The organism is Bradyrhizobium sp. NAS96.2, from assembly GCF_001908235.1.
Classification (GTDB): Bacteria; Pseudomonadota; Alphaproteobacteria; order Rhizobiales; family Xanthobacteraceae; genus Bradyrhizobium.
Genome location: NZ_LGHK01000227.1, coordinates 1 through 14756, shown reverse-complemented (window position 1 = coordinate 14756; position 14756 = coordinate 1). Strand labels below are relative to the sequence as shown.

Here is a 14756-nt window from a genome sequence, read left to right as displayed (position 1 = left end):
CGCGGCCGGCCCAGCGCGCGCCGCGCCCGCCCATCAATGCCGCGCACAGCGTCGCGGCCACCGTGGTGTTGGCAATCCCCATCTCGCCGACCACGAGCAAATCGCATTGCTCCGGCACCGTGCGCCAGCCGGTGTCGAGCGCGACCAGGAAATCGGCGCCGTCCATCGCCGTCGCCATCGTGAAATCGCGGGTCGGCCGCGCGAGCTCGAGCGCCTCGACGCGCAGCTCGGCCCCGGCGAGCTTTGCGATCTGGTTGATCGCGGCACCGCCTGCGGCAAAATTCGCCACCATCTGCGCGGTGACCTCGGACGGATAGGCGGAGACGCCGCGCTCGGCGATGCCGTGATTGCCGGCGAACACGGCGATGGTGACCTGGTCGAGCCGGGGGGAGTTCGCGCCGCTGCCAGCGCGCCAGCCAGATCGCAACCTCCTCCAGGCGGCCGAGGCTGCCCGGCGGCTTGGTCAGGTTCTGCTGGCGCACGGTAGCCGCCGCAGCGCTCGCCTCGTCGCCGTCGGGCAGGTCGCGACAAAAGCTGCGGATGTCGTCTAGACTATTGAACTGCATGCGATTCCCTCGTCGAGCGGGCCGCAAACTAAAGCATGATCCGGAAAAGTGTGAAGCGGTTTTCCGAGGAGATCATGCTCAATCAAGAGGCTAAAGCGCGATGAGATTCAGCCCGATCTCATCGCGCTTTAGTGCAATTTGAAGGCCACGACCATGCGTGAGTTGCTCGACGATCTGAGGACCGCCACCTGCTTTCTGACCCGGCTGCCGATGCCGCATCCGGACGGCGCGCGGCCGGAGGGTTTTGCCCGGGCGCAGCGGCTGTTTCCGCTGGTCGGGGCGGGCATCGGGGCCGCTATCGGCCTGCTTTGTCTGCTGCTGCGGACGATCGGTGTCCCAGATATGGCCGCGGCGGCGCTGGCGCTCGGCGGCGGCGCGCTCCTGACCGGCGCGCTGCATGAAGATGGGCTTGCCGATGTCGCCGACGGATTCGGCGGCGGCCGCGATCCTGCGGCCAAGCTCGAGATCATGCGCGACAGCCGGCTCGGCACCTATGGCGCGCTGGCGCTGGTGGTGAGCTTTGCCAGCAGGCTTGCGGCGCTGGCCGCGCTTCCCGATGGCATGGTGGTGCAGGGCCTGATCGCGGCGCATGCGCTCGGCCGCGGCGTGCTGCCGTGGATCGCGATCAGCCTGCCCTATGCGCGCAAGGATGGGCTCGCGGCCAATGCCGGCCGGCCTGATAGCGCGATCGCGACGGTTGCGGCAGGCATCGCCTTGGTGATCGCAATCCTCGTGCTGCCCTTCGGCAGCGCGCTGCTGGCGGCGATCGCGGCCGGGGCGGGCGCGCTGACCATGGCGCTGTTGGCAAAGCGGCAGATCGGCGGCCAGACCGGCGACGTGCTTGGCGGCGCCGAGCAGGTTGCGGAGACCGCGATCCTGGTGTTGCTGGCGGCGCGGTTGGGGTAAGCGAAAAATGGACGGCGAAACGCATCTCTGGCTGATCCGTCACGCGCCGGTCGATGGACCGCGCGACGTGATCCATGCGCCGGATGCGCCCGCGGACCTCAGCGATGCCGCTGCATTCGCCGCGTTGCAGGCGAGGCTTCCGGCCGATGCGGTCGCGGTCTGCAGCCCGGCGCGTCGCACAAGCGAGACCGCAGCGCGGCTCGGTCTCACGGCAACGGAAGACGACGCCTTTCGCGAACAGGATTTCGGCAACTGGACCGGCCGTCGCCACAGCGAGATCGAGCAAGAGCTCGGTGCCGCGGCCTATCGCGCGTTCTGGAATTCGCCGGGGACCAACCGTCCGCCGAGCGGCGAAAGCTTTGCCGACCAGATCGCACGTGCGCGGGCAGGGCTTAAGCGCCTGCCGGCAGGCGATGTCGTGCTGGTGGTGCATTCCGGCACCATCCGCGCGATCCTCGCGATCGCGCTCGAGCTGTCGCCGGAGCATGCGCTGCGCTTCGTCATCGATCCGCTGTCGTTGACGCGGATCGACCGGTTGGAGAACGCGTGGCGCGTTGTTGCGGTGAACGGGTGTTAATCACTCTCCGGCACTAGAAATTCCGTCATCCTGAGGTGCGAGCGGAGCGAGCCTCGAAGGATGAATGGGCCACCGACCGGGCCGTCGAACCTTCGAGGGCCGCTGAAGGAGCGGCCACCTCAGGGTGACGGAGCAGCATCGAATGCGCGGCTGCAGCTCATCCATTCCGCCGCTGGCCGCGCAGCGTCGGCAGGCCGATGCCGGCGGCATCGAAGCCGCCGTCGACGGCGAGGATCTGTCCGGTGATGTAGCTCGCGCGATCCGAGCACAAGAAGAAGATCGCTTCCGCCAGTTCTTCCTCCAGCCCGTAGCGGTTGAGCGGGATCGCGTCGTGATAGTCGGCGCGGATCTCCGGCGTGTGCACAGCCTTGGCCATCGCGGTCTCGACCGGGCCGGGCGCGACGCCGTTGACGCGGATGCCGAGCGAGGCGAGCTCGACCGCGAGCTGCTTGGTGAGGTGGGCGAGGCCGGCCTTGCTGGTGCCGTAGGCCGAGCGCAGCGTCGAGGCGCGCACCGCCGAGATCGAGGTAATGTTGACGATCGCACCGCCGCCATGCTCGCGCATCACCGGCGCCGCCGCCTTGGTGCACAGGAACGGGCCGGTGAGGTTGACCGCCATGATCCTGTTCCAGTCGGCGTCGGACGTCTCCAGCACCGGCGCGAACACTGCCGTGCCGGCGTTGTTGACCAGCGCGTCGAGCCGGCCGAAGCGGCCGGTGATCGCCGTGATCGCTTTGGTCACGCCATCGGCATCGGAGACGTCGCAGGTCAGCGCCAGCGTGTCGTCGGGCTGCTTCAAGGCTGCGACCGCGGCGCGCAGCAATTCATCCTCGATGTCGAGCAGCGCGACCCGCCAGCCGTCAGCAAGAAAGCGCTTCGCCGCGGCAAGCCCGATGCCGCGCGCGGCGCCGGTGACGAGGGCGACTTTGGGTTGAGACGCTGTCATTGTGCGGTCCATTGTTAGGGTATTTCTGTGTGGCCGACGGGCCAGTTCGTCTGCGATCTTTGCCGAGGCGTGTCAACGGACTCGCATTCGAGCAAAATAGTCCGCGCACGAGATGTCGGCACGGCGGTCTGCGCGTCGGCCTCGGGGCACTGTTCCATGATGGAGTTCTAATGTCGCTCACATTGTATTACCACCCGCTGTCCTCGTTCTGCTGGAAGGCGCTGGTCGCACTGTACGAGAACGGTGCGCCGTTCACGCCGCACATGGTCAATCTCGGCGATCCCGCTGAGCGCGCGGCGCTGCTTGCGCTGTGGCCGATCGGCCGCTTCCCCGTGCTTCGCGACGAGACGAGGGGCGAGACGGTGCCTGAATCGAGCATCGTCATCGAGTATCTCGACCGGCATTATCCCGGCACCGCCAAGTTGATACCGGACGACCCGGACCTCGCGCTGCAGACCCGGCTGCGCGATCGCTTCCTCGATCTCTATGTCCATCTGCCGATGCAGAAGGTCGTCGGCGACCGGCTGCGGCCCGCCGACAAGAAGGACCCGCATGGCGTCGCCGAGGCGCGGGCGCAGCTCCGCACCTCCTATGCGATCCTGGATCAGCAATTGCTGATCCTGGATCAGTACCTCGCGCATGGCGGCTGGATGATGGGCGAGCGCTTCTCGTTGGCCGATTGCTCCGCCGCCCCGGCGCTGTTCTATGGCAACAAGGTCGAGCCGATCGGAGAGGGCCACCAGCATCTCGCTGCCTATCTCAAGCGGCTGAAGGCGCGGTCGTCCTTTGCCCGCGTCCTCAACGAGGCCGAGCCCTATTTCGGCATGTTCCCCCGGGAGTCCTGACCGGAACCCTGGTCCGATCCCGTCCCGAAAATAAATGACGGCGCGATGTCGCTTTCGCGCCGTTCCATTCGTCTTGTACCTGAGGCCCGGGTTCTGGAGCGCTTGGCGCTCCGGAGGCCCGGGCGATCTGTGTGGAGACGACATGGCTGCAGCTGGCAACAGGGCGGAGATTATCCGCTCCCTCTTCGCCGCCTATCTCGCCAATGACCGCGCGAGCGTCGAGGCGGCGTTTGCGGAGGATTTCCGCTTCTCGACGCCCTATGGCGAGAACATCGACAAGCCACGCTATTTCGCCGAGTGCTGGCGCGACTCAGGCTGGATCGGCCGCCACGAGATCGAGCGCATCATGGTCGACGGCGTCGAGGCCTTCGTCACCTATCGCTGCGTGGCGAAGGACGGCAAGAGCTTCCGCAACACCGAGTTCTTCGTGTTCGACGGCGACAAGGTGTCGCGGATCGACGTCTATTTCGGCCCGTCGTATCAGGACGGTGAACTCGTCAGGCAGGAGCGATAGGGCGGCCTCGTGATCGCTCGCTCGCCCGGGCGTCGTCGGCGGCGAGCGTGAACTCTGCAAAGGAAACCGGACAATGTCGATAGCGAGTGAGGGCAGTGGTCTGTCGCAGGCACGGCTCGGACGCATGCGCGAGGTCCTGGCGCGGCATATCGATGATGGCAACGTACCGGGCCTCGTGGCGCTGGTCAGCCGTCGCGGCGAGATCCATGCCGATGTGCTCGGACGCATGGCGGTGGGCGGGCCGCCGATGCAGCGCGACACCATCTTCCGCATCTCCTCGATGACCAAGCCGGTGACGGCGGTCGCCGCGATGATCCTGGTCGAGGAATGCCGGCTCAGGCTCGACGATCCTCTCGATCGCTGGCTGCCCGAGCTCGCCGATCGCCGTGTGTTGCGCACCATCGAATCCGAGGTCGATGATACGGTGCCGGCAACGCGCGCGATCACGCTGCGCGATCTCCTCACCTTCCGCCTCGGGCTCGGCATGATCCCGATGTATCCGGCGCGCTATCCGATCCAGATGGCGATCGCGGATGCCGGCTTCGCGCCCGGGCCGGTATTTCCGTCGTTTCCGCCGGACGAGTTGCTGCGCCGCTACGGCACGCTGCCGCTGGCCTATCAACCCGGCGAGCGCTGGCTCTACAACAGCGGAAGCCTGATCCTCGGCGTTTTGATCGCGCGCGTTGCCGGAACCTCGTTCGCGGGCTTCCTGCAGGACCGAATCTTTGGACCGCTCGGCATGAAGGATACGGCTTTCCACGTGCCGCAACACAAGCTGACGCGGTTTGCGACCTGCTATGGCAGCGATCACGCGACCGGCGCGCTGAAAGTGTTCGACGAACCCGCGACCGGCAAATATGCCGCGCCGCCGGCATTCGAGAATGGCGGCGCCGGGCTGGTGTCGACCGCGGACGATTTCAACGCCTTCGCCCAGATGATGCTCAATAGCGGGCGGCTCGGCACCGAGCGCATCCTGTCGCGTCCCTCGGTGGATCTGATGACCTCGAACCAGATCACGCCGGAACAGAAACTTGGCTCCGAGTTTTTGCTCGGCGCGCGAGGCTGGGGTTTCGGCCTGTCGGTCGTGATCACGCGGGACGATCTCTGTGATGTGCCCGGCCGCTACGGTTGGGACGGCGGTTACGGCACTTCCTGGTATTCCGACCCGCGCGAGGCGATGACCGGAATCCTGCTGACCCAGCGCATGATGGATTCGCCGCAGCCGCTTCCGGTGTATTCGGATTTCTGGACGCTCGCCTATCAGGCGATCGATGACTAGAGCGCGTGTCAATGACCTCGGAAATAATTTCAATGACCGTGTCGGTCGCGCAAACCGTCCGTCGTCTTTCAATCGAGCGCCGGTGCTGAGATCGGCCCACAGACAACGGAGCACGACGATGAAGTTCATGGTGATCGTGAAGGCGAACAGAGATACCGAGGCCGGCGTGATGCCGAGCACCGAGCTGCTCGCCGCAATGGGCAAGTTCAACGAGGAGATGGTCAAGGCCGGCGTGATGCAGGCCGGCGAGGGCCTGCATCCGACCAACAAGGGCGCGCGGGTCAAATACGCCGGCGGGCAGAGCACGGTGTCGCACGGCCCGTTCAGCCTGACGGGTGACCTCGTCACCGGCTTCTGGCTGATCGAGGCCAAATCGCTCGATGAAGCGATCGGCTGGATGAAGCGCGCGCCGTTCGACAGCGGCTCCGAGATCGAAATCCGCCAGGTGTTATCGGCAGACGATTTCGGCGACGCGCTGACACCCGAGTTGCGCGAGCAGGGAGAGCGCCTCCGCGCCCAGGCTGGAAAGAAATGACCCCCGACCTCATCCAGGGACCTCGCGCCGCCGATGCGATCGGAATACACGACCTGCGCCGCAAGTCATGGATTGCGGGCCGGCGTCGCGCAGCGCTTCCCGGAATGACAAGGGTGAAAATTGCGAGTGCCTCAACAGATAGGGAAATCCGACCAATGCGTTTCATGATGCTGATGATCCCGCTCGGCTACGAGTCCGCCCCCGCCAAGCTGGAGCTCGACCCCGAACGGGTCGCCACAATGATGCGGTACAATCAGGCGCTTAAGGATGCGGGCGTGCTGATCACGCTGGAGGGCTTGCATCCGCCGGCCGCCGGCGCGCGCGTCAAGTTCGACACCGGCGAGCCCGTCGTGATCGACGGTCCGTTCACCGAGGCCAAGGAGGTGATCGGCGGCTTCTGGATGATCGAGGTCGCTTCGCGCGCGGAAGCGATCGCATGGGCGAAGCAGTGCCCGGCCACCGCGAACGAGATGATCGAGATCCGCCAGGTGCAGGAGATGGCCGATTTCTCCGAGGAGGTGCAGCAGGCGGCCGCCACCTTCGAGCATCCGCAGGGCGGCCGGGGCAAGGCGCTGCGTTAGCGCATGATCCGGAAAAGTGCGCAGCGGTTTTCCGGAAAGATCATGCGCAAAACAAAGGAGTCGAACAAGATGCGATGCCGCCCGCAATGCGTCGTCGCGCCACCAACCGATCGTCAAACCACCAACCACCACAACGGAGACGCAAGATGAGCAGCAACACTTACCTCGCCGTCTATCTCGGCGGCGGCAAAACCGGCTCGCGGATGGCAGCCTGGAACGCGCTGCCCGAGACTGAGCGGCGCGCCAAGGAGCAGCAGGGCATGGCCGCGTGGGGCGCCTGGGTCGAGAAGCATCACGACGTCATCGTCGAGATGGGCGGACCGCTCGGCAAGACCAAGAAGGTCGGCGCCGGCGGCACCACCGACATCGCCAATCTCATGACCGGCTTCACCGTGGTGCGCGCCGCGTCGCATGAGGCAGCGGCAAAGCTGTTCGAGAACCACCCGCATTTTTCGATCTTCCCGGGCGAAGCCGTAGAGATCATGCCGGTGCTGCCGATCCCGGGGCGCTAGTCCCCGGGGCGTTAGGCTACCAGTTCCCTGAACCTCTCCCGCTTGCGGGGTCGAGACGAGCGAAGCTCGCTCTTAGGTCGCATCGCATCATCGATGCGATGCGGGTGGGGGCTTTCTCCACGATGCGACACGCGGAGACAGCTCCCATCCCCCGGGAGCGACGTCGCTCTCACGTCACGCCGGCCCAATCCAATCTGAACTCTGGGTGGAGATTTTGCGCGATGGCGAAGCTCGTCTTTCGATTGAACCAGTCGCTCGACGGCTATGTCGATCACGACCAGCCGATGCCGCCAGAACCTGGGCTCTTTCGTCATTTCATCGAGCAGGTGCGTGGCGTGACCGGTATGTTGTACGGCCGCCGCATGTACGAGGTGATGCGCTACTGGGACGACGACCTCCCCGATTGGGGCGCGGAGGAGCGCGAGTACGCGGCCGCGTGGCGGAGCCGGCCAAAATGGGTCGTGTCGCGTTCGCTGACGTCGGTCGGGCCCAACGCGACCCTGGTCGCGGGCGATCTCGGGGCGGCGGTGCGCGAGTTGAAGGCCCGGCTCGACGGTGAGATCGAAGTCGCCGGACCGGAGCTCGCGGGACGTTTGACCGAGCTCGGCCTGATCGATGAGTATCAGATCTACCTCCGGCCCGTCGTGCTCGGGCGCGGCAAGCCCTTCTTCGCCGGCCCCCGTGCCCCGCTGCGCCTCGTGGCAAGCGATCGGCTGGGCGAGAACACGATCAGGTTGACCTACGTCCCCGCCTAGTCGCGCGTTCAGCCCGCCGGTCCGTTAATCTTGATGATCCCGTGATCCCGCCGCTAGTGACCTTTACCGCCGGCTCATGTAAAAGCCGTTCACATGAGCTGGCGCAAGGACCAAGGCCGCGCCGAGCGCGGCTATCATCACGGCAATCTCAAAGAGGCGTTGCTGCAGGCCGCCCTCGACCTGATCTCGAAGAAGGGGCCGGCCGGCTTCACCTTCGCCGATGCCGCGCGCATGGCCGGCGTCAGCCCCGCCGCGCCATACCGGCACTTCCGCGACCGCGACGAACTGATCGCCAGCATCGCGCAGCGCGGCTTCGAGCAGTTCGAGTCTTTGCTGACGCAGGCCTGGGACGACGGCCGCCCCGACACCGTCACGGCGTTCGAGCGGGTCGGCAAGGCCTATCTCGCGTTCGCGCGCGAAGAGCCCGCATTCTATTCCGCGATGTTCGAATCCGGCCTGCCGCCTGATGCGAATCCAACGCTAATGGCTGCAAGCGAACGGGCGTTCGCGATCATTCGCGCCGCCGCCGAACGGCTCGCGGCGCTGGCGCCGCCGGGCATGCCGCGGCCGCCGGCGATGATGATGGCGCTGCACATCTGGTCGATGTCGCATGGCGTCGCCTCGCTGTTCGGCCGCGGCGACGCCGCGCGGCGCAAGCTGCCGATGTCGCCGGAGGACCTGCTCGAGGCGGAAGTGCTGATCTATCTGCGCGGGCTCGGCTTCCGGACCGACCAGCGGCCGGGAACCGCGGCCGCCGACGACAAGCCGGCGGGCGAGAAGGCGGGTCCGTGGGGCAAGCCGAAATAAGGTTCAACGGCCAAGCCAAAAATAATCCGAGGGGTGCGTCATCCGCGCTGCTTGACTTTCCCGGGGGATCGGCTACCTATGTAAATGTTATTTACATTCACAACGGCGTGATGCCGTGATGGAGAAGGAAATGGCCTACACCGCTGATGTCAATCGCTGGCGCGGCCCCGTCGAAGAGCCCTACCGTCCCTACTTCTACGCGACGCCGTGGCATCCCCTGAAGATCGCCGGGATCATCCTCGGCTTCATGATCTGGTGGCCGATCGGCCTCGCCCTTCTCTTTTTCACACTCGGGAGCAGAAAAATGGCCTGTTGGAGTCACTACGATCAGGATCGCTGGGCGAACAAGATGGAGCGCATGCAGGACAAGATGGAGCGGATGAAGAGCCGCATGGAGCGCCGCGGCTTCCCGTTCGGCGGCTTCGGCCCGCCCTCCAGCGGCAACCGCGCCTTCGACGAGTACCGCCAGGACACGCTGCGCCGGCTCGAGGAGGAGCAGGTCGAGTTCAAGAACTTCCTCGATCGCCTGCGTCACGCCAAGGACAAGGAAGAGTTCGACGCCTTCATGGCGCAGCACAAGACCCGTCCGACCCCGCCGAACGACCAGCCGCCCCAGAGCTGATCTTGCAAGGCTGATCACGCGAGGCAGTAGCTAGCCTTCAGGCGATGTGCCCCCATAAAACCTGATGGCCCTGAGCCGCCCGTTTGCGACAAGCAAGCGGGCGGTTTGCATTTTGCGATCGTCATGCCCACTGTATCGTCCAGGATCCGGACGATGAGGCGAAGATGATGGCATCCGCGACGGCGAGTTCTGAACTCTGGCCTGCGATCCGGCGCGAGGCGGAAGCTGCAATCGCGGCCGATCCCTTTCTCGAAGCCTCTGCTGCCTTCATCCTCGATCAAGGCGACCTCGGCGGCGCGCTCGCTTTCCTGATCGGCCGGGCTATCTGCCGCACTGATGCCGATCGTGCGCAGTTCATGCGGACCGCCCGCGAGGCGTTCGCGGCGGAGCCCGCGCTGGTCGACGCCGCGGCCACCGATCTCGTGGCGATCGTCCGTCGCGACCCGGCGATCACGGGCTTGCTGCCGCCGCTCCTCAACTTCAAGGGCTACGTCGCGCTGCAAGCCTGGCGCGTCTCGAACTGGCTGTGGCGGAACGACCGTCCTGACCTTGCGCTGCTGATGCAGAGTGCGGCGGCGGATCAGTTGCAGATCAGCATTCATCCGTCAGCCCAAATCGGAACCGCTGTGTTCCTCGATCACGGCACCGGCATCATCATCGGCGCGTTGGCCTCGGTCGGCGACGAGGTCACGATCCTGCAGAACGTCACCATCGCGCGGCATCAGGACGACCCGCACCACGCCCCGACGATCGGCCGTGGCGTGCTGCTCAGCGCCGGCGCCACTGTCATCGGCAAGCTCATCATCGGAGATTTCGCCAAGATCGGCGCTGGCGCGCTGGTGACGTCGGACGTGCCCGCCGGCTGCACCGCCGTCGGCGTGCCGGCGCGGCTGACCAATTGCACGGAAGCGGGCGTGCCGGTGCTCTAGCGAGATCGTCAGGTGAGCACGCCTCTCAGGCTCCCTCTCCCCTTGCGGGAGAGGGTGGGGAGAGGGGTGGCCCCGGGCGCTGACGCGAGAGATTTGGCGATCGTTTATCAACGTGCTCAGCGAGCGGCGCCAATCCTCATGGTCATCCGAGCAAGCGGCACCCCTCTCCCCAGCCCTCCCGCACAAGGGGGGAGGGAGCCCTGTCGGTTTGCTCACCTCACTGTATGATGCGACGAGATCGTCCCCCCCCTCACACATTTGATCCCTGGATCGCATCGTCACGCCGGCACGAGCGCGTCGGCGAGCTGCGTAAAGCTGTCGACGTGGAGGTCGAACCAGGATTCCGGCGCGACGTCGACCTTCGCCGCAGGCCCGAACTCCAGCGGGCGGGCGACGAACGCGGTGCGCATGCCGAAGGCGCGGGCGGCCTTCAGATCGTATTTGTGGCAGGCGACCATCAGGATCTTGTCGGCGGGATAGCCGAGATAGTCGACGGCGAGTTGATACACCGCCGGTGACGGCTTGTAGCTGTGTGCAAGCTCCGCAGTCAGCACGGCGTCGAACGGCAGCCTGGCGTGCTTGACCACCGCCACCACCGCGGCCATGCCCGCATTCGACAATGTCGAGGTCACGAAACGGCTGCGCAGGCGCGCCAGCCCGTCGACGCTGTCGGGCCACGCATCGAGGTTGCTCCACACCGTGTTCAATTCGTTGCGCTCATCTTTGGAGAAAGCCTCCGAGAGGCCGTGGCGATCGAGCAGCACATCCAGCGCCTCGCGATAGATGCGATCGACCCGGATCCACGGGCGTTTGCCGGCGATCACGTCGTCGAGCGCGGCACGATAGAGATCGCGCCATTCGCTCGAGAGCTTTGCCCAGTCGAGCGCGAGCCCCTTCACGGCGTTGACGGCTTGCCCGGCACGCAGGATCGGCTGGTAGAAGTCGACGCACGTCCCCTGGACGTCGAACGCGATCGCGCGAATCTCATCGCGCCACGTCGCGGCCCTTGCCGGCTGCATCCCCGTCATCGCGGCCATGATCGATAGTCCTCCGGCGGCCACAAAGCTTCGTCTGGTTAGATCGGGTAGCACGGTTCTGTCCCCGGTTGCGGTATCGGAAGCGGGTATTGGAAGCAGCCAAAACCTTCGTCAGGTGAGCGCGCCTCTCAGGCTCCCTCTCCCCTTGTGGGAGAGGGTGGGGTGAGGGGTGGCCCCGGGTGCGATCGACGAGATGCGATATCGCTGCATCAACCTGCGTAGCGAGCATCGCCCTTCTAGCGGAGAACGGAGCAAGCGGTACCCCTCTCCCCAACCCTCCCCCGCAAGGGGGGAGGGAGCCCGACTAGCGTGCTCAACTCACCTGCATGCAGCGATCGTAGGTGCTCGCCTCATACATTCGATCCATGGATCGCGTCGATCACCGCGTCCGTCACTTCCTTCGTGGTCGCCTTGCCGCCGACGTCGGGCGTCAGCACGCCGGCCGCACACACCTTCTCGACTGCCGCCATCAGGCGCGCCGCGGCGTCCTTTTCGCCGAGATGCTCCAGCATCTGCGCACCGGTCCAGAAGGTGGCCACCGGGTTGGCGATGCCTTTGCCCGTGATGTCGAAGGCCGAGCCGTGGATCGGCTCGAACATCGAGGGGAAGCGGCGCTGCGGGTCGATGTTGCCGGTCGGCGCCACGCCGAGGCTGCCGGCCAGGGCGCCGGCGAGATCCGACAGGATGTCGGCGTGCAGGTTGGTCGCGATGATGGTGTCGAGGCTCTTCGGATTGAGCGTCATCCGCACCGTCATGGCGTCGACCAGCATCTTGTCCCAGGTCACGTCGGGAAAGTCCTTGGCCACTTCGGCCGCGATCTCGTCCCACATCACCATGCCGTGGCGCTGCGCGTTCGACTTGGTCACCACGGTGAGGAATTTGCGCGGCCGCGACTGCGCGAGCTGGAACGCGTAGCGCATGATCCGGGTCACGCCGACCCGGGTGAAGACTGCGACTTCGGTGCCGACCTCTTCCGGCAGGCCCTTGTGCGCGCGGCCGCCCATGCCGGCATATTCGCCCTCGGAGTTCTCGCGCACGATCACCCAGTCGAGATCGCCGACGCCGACATTGCGCAGCGGCGAGGCGACGCCGGGCAGGATTTTGGTCGGCCGCACATTGGCGTACTGGTCAAAGCCCTGGCAGATCGGCAGCCGCAGGCCCCACAGCGTGATGTGGTCGGGCACGTCGGGCGCGCCGACCGCGCCGAAATAGATCGCGTCGAACTTCTTGAGCTCCGCGAGCCCATCGGCCGGCATCATCACGCCGTGCTTCTTGTAATAGTCCGAGCCCCAGCCGAAGGTCTTGACGTTGAAGCTGATGTCGCCCGAGCGCTTCGCCAGCGCCTCCAGCACGCGGACGCCCGCGGAGATCACTTCGGGGCCGATGCCGTCGGCGGGGATGGCGGCGATGGAATGGGTACGCATGATTTGTCTCCGGATCTGGCGTTAGCGGGTTTGCACGGGATTGGGTTGCGGTTCGGATTGTGCGGGGGCGCTCTGGGTGCGCGACAGCAGCAGCGTGAGCACGGCTGACAGCACCAGGAGGCCGGCGACGAAATAGAGACCGCCGTCGAAGCTGCCGGTGCGGTCCTTGATCCAGCCGATCATCGCAGGTCCGACGAAGCCGCCGAGATTGCCGATCGAGTTGATGGTGGCGATGCCGGCCGCGGCGGCCGAGCCCGACAGGAACATGGTCGGCATGCTCCACAGCGGCGGCTTCGAGGAGGAGATGCCGATGTTGACCAAGGTCAGCGCCGCAATCACGGCAGCAAGCCCGGTCCACAATCCCGCGAGCGCTAAACCTGCCGCCGCCATCAGGCAGGCCAGCACCACGTGCCAGGTGCGCTCGCCGGTGCGGTCGGAATGCCGCGCCCACAGCACCATTGCGATCACGGCGATGGTCGCCGGCACCGCGTTGAGGAAGCCGACCTGGATCGACGACAGGCCGAACGCCTTGATGATCTGCGGCGCCCACACACCAAGTGTGTAGAGCCCGGCCGAGGTGCCGAAATAGACCAGCGCCAGCGCCAGCACGCGCGGATCGGCAAGACCACGCCAGATGCTGTGGCTCGCGGTCGCGGCCTTGCCGTCGGTCTCGGCCTTCATGGTCTTGACCAGCCAGGCGCGCTCGTCGTCGGCAAGCCATCTGGCCTGTTCCGGCCGGTCGGTGAGGAAGCTCAGCACCACGAAGCCGAGCAGCACGGCGGGCACGGCCTCCAGCACGAACAGCCATTGCCAGCCCTTGAAGCCGAGCAGGCCGTCCATCTCCAGCAGCGCGCCGGAGACCGGCGAGCCGAGCACGGTCGAGAGCGGCGCCGCAGCCATGAACAGCGCGGTGACGGCGGCGCGCTGCCGCGCCGGGAACCAGTAGGAGAGGTAGAGGATGATGCCGGGGAAGAAGCCGGCTTCGGCGGCGCCGAGCAAGAAGCGCAGCACGTAGAAGCTGGTCGCGCCCTGCACCAGCGCCATCGCCGCCGAAACGATACCCCAGGTGATCATCACCCGCGCGATCCAGATCCGCGCGCCGATCTTGTGCAGGATGATGTTGGAGGGCACCTCGAACAGGAAGTAGCCCCAGAAGAAGATGCCGGCGCCGAAGCCATAGACGGTCGGCGACAGGCCGATGTCCTTGTTCATGGTCAGCGAGGCGAAGCCGATATTGACGCGGTCGATGAAGGCCACGAAGTACAGCAGCATGATGAACGGCACGATGCGCAGTGAGATCTTGCGCAACACGCGCGTGCCAAGCTGGCTTTCCATGGGCTTCCCCGGAGTTCGTCTTGTTGTTGGGACGGCGCGTTTCGCCGCACCACCGGGAAGCCTAGAAGGCCGCGCCCTTCCGCTTCAAGGTGCGCCGGTTTATACAAAAAAATGATATAATCTTGGTTCCGTCATTGCGAGGAGCGAAGCGACGAAGCAATCCACCGCTCCGCATATGCGGTGGCAATGGATTGCTTCGCGGAGCCTGTCATCCGGCGGCGCTTCGCGCCGACCGGGTGGCTCGCAATGACGGTGGATAGGCCCTGGAGTAAAAACATCTTGGAACTGCACCAGCTTCGCTGCTTCGTCGCGGCCGCCGAGGACCTGCATTTCGGCCGCGCGGCGCAGCGCCTGCAGATGATGCCGTCGGCGCTTGGCCGTCACATCAAGCTGCTGGAAGAGGACCTCGGCGTGCGGCTGTTCGCGCGCACCACGCGCGCGGTGTCGCTGACCGAGGATGGCGCCACCCTGCTGCGCGAGGGACGCGCGCTGCTCGGCCGCGCCGAGGCGATCGAGGATGGCTTTCGCCGCCGGCTGCGCAAGCCGCAGGCGCGGCGCTTCCGGATCGGCGCGATCGACAGCGCCG

18 protein-coding genes and 1 pseudogene are annotated in these 14756 nt (G+C 66.0%); 13 read left to right on the top strand and 6 right to left on the bottom strand.

The features are described from left to right. On the bottom strand, nt 1-427 hold a 427-nt coding region (locus AC628_RS36100), incomplete at its 3' end, for a nicotinate-nucleotide--dimethylbenzimidazole phosphoribosyltransferase (protein WP_283806735.1). A 28-nt stretch (nt 428-455) separates the two neighbouring features. Beyond that, nucleotides 456-566: pseudogene (locus tag AC628_RS45920) on the bottom strand (nicotinate-nucleotide--dimethylbenzimidazole phosphoribosyltransferase); the annotation flags it as partial. 153 nt (nt 567-719) lie between these two features. On the opposite strand from AC628_RS45920, the gene cobS reads away from it, so the two are divergent. Then, the gene (gene cobS, locus AC628_RS36095; protein ID WP_074131450.1) at nt 720-1472 is read left to right on the top strand and encodes an adenosylcobinamide-GDP ribazoletransferase; all 753 of its coding nucleotides are present in this window, start codon (nt 720-722) and stop codon (nt 1470-1472) included. Nucleotides 1473-1479: 7 nt separating this feature from the next. Next, nucleotides 1480-2049 carry a histidine phosphatase family protein gene (locus AC628_RS36090; RefSeq protein ID WP_074131447.1) on the top strand — a complete coding sequence of 190 codons (570 nt, stop codon included), beginning with the start codon at nt 1480-1482 and terminating at the stop codon, nt 2047-2049. A 157-nt stretch (nt 2050-2206) separates the two neighbouring features. On the opposite strand, the gene AC628_RS36085 is transcribed toward AC628_RS36090, so the two are convergent. Beyond that, nucleotides 2207-2995, bottom strand: a complete 789-nt coding sequence (locus tag AC628_RS36085) for an SDR family NAD(P)-dependent oxidoreductase (RefSeq protein ID WP_074131446.1) — start codon at nt 2993-2995, stop codon at nt 2207-2209. A gap of 170 nt (nt 2996-3165) precedes the next feature. On the opposite strand from AC628_RS36085, the gene AC628_RS36080 reads away from it, so the two are divergent. The 10 genes from AC628_RS36080 to AC628_RS36035 all read left to right on the top strand — a co-directional run bounded on the left by AC628_RS36080 (nt 3166) and on the right by AC628_RS36035 (nt 10374). Beyond that, nucleotides 3166-3840, top strand: coding sequence for a glutathione S-transferase family protein (locus AC628_RS36080; protein ID WP_074131445.1), 675 nt, complete (start codon nt 3166-3168; stop codon nt 3838-3840). A gap of 142 nt (nt 3841-3982) precedes the next feature. After that, nucleotides 3983-4354 (top strand): nuclear transport factor 2 family protein, encoded by a 372-nt coding sequence (locus AC628_RS36075; protein WP_074131444.1) that lies wholly within the window; start codon nt 3983-3985, stop codon nt 4352-4354. A gap of 73 nt (nt 4355-4427) precedes the next feature. After that, nucleotides 4428-5633 (top strand): serine hydrolase domain-containing protein, encoded by a 1206-nt coding sequence (locus AC628_RS36070; protein ID WP_074131443.1) that lies wholly within the window; start codon nt 4428-4430, stop codon nt 5631-5633. Between the two features lie 118 nt (nt 5634-5751). Beyond that, nucleotides 5752-6168, top strand: coding sequence for a YciI family protein (locus tag AC628_RS36065; RefSeq protein WP_074131442.1), 417 nt, complete (start codon nt 5752-5754; stop codon nt 6166-6168). A 155-nt stretch (nt 6169-6323) separates the two neighbouring features. Next, entirely contained in the window at nt 6324-6749 is a 426-nt protein-coding gene (locus tag AC628_RS36060) for a YciI family protein (protein ID WP_074131441.1), read from the top strand. 146 nt (nt 6750-6895) lie between these two features. Beyond that, nucleotides 6896-7261, top strand: coding sequence for a YciI family protein (locus AC628_RS36055; protein ID WP_074131440.1), 366 nt, complete (start codon nt 6896-6898; stop codon nt 7259-7261). Between the two features lie 221 nt (nt 7262-7482). After that, nucleotides 7483-8016 (top strand): dihydrofolate reductase family protein, encoded by a 534-nt coding sequence (locus AC628_RS36050; protein WP_074131439.1) that lies wholly within the window; start codon nt 7483-7485, stop codon nt 8014-8016. A gap of 93 nt (nt 8017-8109) precedes the next feature. Continuing rightward, entirely contained in the window at nt 8110-8823 is a 714-nt protein-coding gene (locus AC628_RS36045; protein ID WP_074131438.1) for a TetR/AcrR family transcriptional regulator, read from the top strand. Nucleotides 8824-8953: 130 nt separating this feature from the next. After that, nucleotides 8954-9445, top strand: a complete 492-nt coding sequence (locus tag AC628_RS36040; protein WP_074131449.1) for a DUF2852 domain-containing protein — start codon at nt 8954-8956, stop codon at nt 9443-9445. 164 nt (nt 9446-9609) lie between these two features. Next, nucleotides 9610-10374, top strand: coding sequence for a serine acetyltransferase domain-containing protein (locus AC628_RS36035; protein WP_074131437.1), 765 nt, complete (start codon nt 9610-9612; stop codon nt 10372-10374). A 278-nt stretch (nt 10375-10652) separates the two neighbouring features. On the opposite strand, the gene AC628_RS36030 is transcribed toward AC628_RS36035, so the two are convergent. The 3 genes from AC628_RS36030 to AC628_RS36020 all read right to left on the bottom strand — a co-directional run bounded on the left by AC628_RS36030 (nt 10653) and on the right by AC628_RS36020 (nt 14170). Continuing rightward, the gene (locus AC628_RS36030) at nt 10653-11411 is read right to left on the bottom strand and encodes a haloacid dehalogenase type II (RefSeq protein ID WP_245321502.1); all 759 of its coding nucleotides are present in this window, start codon (nt 11409-11411) and stop codon (nt 10653-10655) included. Between the two features lie 350 nt (nt 11412-11761). Further along, entirely contained in the window at nt 11762-12835 is a 1074-nt protein-coding gene (locus AC628_RS36025) for a tartrate dehydrogenase (protein WP_074131436.1), read from the bottom strand. A gap of 21 nt (nt 12836-12856) precedes the next feature. Beyond that, complete coding sequence (locus AC628_RS36020) at nt 12857-14170, bottom strand: MFS transporter (protein WP_074131435.1); 1314 nt, start codon at nt 14168-14170, stop codon at nt 12857-12859. Between the two features lie 279 nt (nt 14171-14449). On the opposite strand from AC628_RS36020, the gene AC628_RS36015 reads away from it, so the two are divergent. Beyond that, on the top strand, nt 14450-14756 hold a 307-nt coding region (locus AC628_RS36015; protein WP_143201993.1), incomplete at its 3' end, for a LysR family transcriptional regulator.

Bases quoted from the DNA above. Each gene is read 5' to 3' on its own strand.
- cobS (WP_074131450.1), top strand. From the start codon at position 720: ATGCGTGAGTTGCTCGACGATCTGAGGACCGCCACCTGCTTTCTGACC.
- AC628_RS36090 (WP_074131447.1), top strand. From the start codon at position 1,480: ATGGACGGCGAAACGCATCTCTGGCTGATCCGTCACGCGCCGGTCGAT.
- AC628_RS36085 (WP_074131446.1), bottom strand. From the start codon at position 2,995: ATGACAGCGTCTCAACCCAAAGTCGCCCTCGTCACCGGCGCCGCGCGC.
- AC628_RS36080 (WP_074131445.1), top strand. From the start codon at position 3,166: ATGTCGCTCACATTGTATTACCACCCGCTGTCCTCGTTCTGCTGGAAG.
- AC628_RS36075 (WP_074131444.1), top strand. From the start codon at position 3,983: ATGGCTGCAGCTGGCAACAGGGCGGAGATTATCCGCTCCCTCTTCGCC.
- AC628_RS36070 (WP_074131443.1), top strand. From the start codon at position 4,428: ATGTCGATAGCGAGTGAGGGCAGTGGTCTGTCGCAGGCACGGCTCGGA.
- AC628_RS36065 (WP_074131442.1), top strand. From the start codon at position 5,752: ATGAAGTTCATGGTGATCGTGAAGGCGAACAGAGATACCGAGGCCGGC.
- AC628_RS36060 (WP_074131441.1), top strand. From the start codon at position 6,324: ATGCGTTTCATGATGCTGATGATCCCGCTCGGCTACGAGTCCGCCCCC.
- AC628_RS36055 (WP_074131440.1), top strand. From the start codon at position 6,896: ATGAGCAGCAACACTTACCTCGCCGTCTATCTCGGCGGCGGCAAAACC.
- AC628_RS36050 (WP_074131439.1), top strand. From the start codon at position 7,483: ATGGCGAAGCTCGTCTTTCGATTGAACCAGTCGCTCGACGGCTATGTC.
- AC628_RS36045 (WP_074131438.1), top strand. From the start codon at position 8,110: ATGAGCTGGCGCAAGGACCAAGGCCGCGCCGAGCGCGGCTATCATCAC.
- AC628_RS36040 (WP_074131449.1), top strand. From the start codon at position 8,954: ATGGCCTACACCGCTGATGTCAATCGCTGGCGCGGCCCCGTCGAAGAG.
- AC628_RS36035 (WP_074131437.1), top strand. From the start codon at position 9,610: ATGATGGCATCCGCGACGGCGAGTTCTGAACTCTGGCCTGCGATCCGG.
- AC628_RS36030 (WP_245321502.1), bottom strand. From the start codon at position 11,411: ATGGCCGCGATGACGGGGATGCAGCCGGCAAGGGCCGCGACGTGGCGC.
- AC628_RS36025 (WP_074131436.1), bottom strand. From the start codon at position 12,835: ATGCGTACCCATTCCATCGCCGCCATCCCCGCCGACGGCATCGGCCCC.
- AC628_RS36020 (WP_074131435.1), bottom strand. From the start codon at position 14,170: ATGGAAAGCCAGCTTGGCACGCGCGTGTTGCGCAAGATCTCACTGCGC.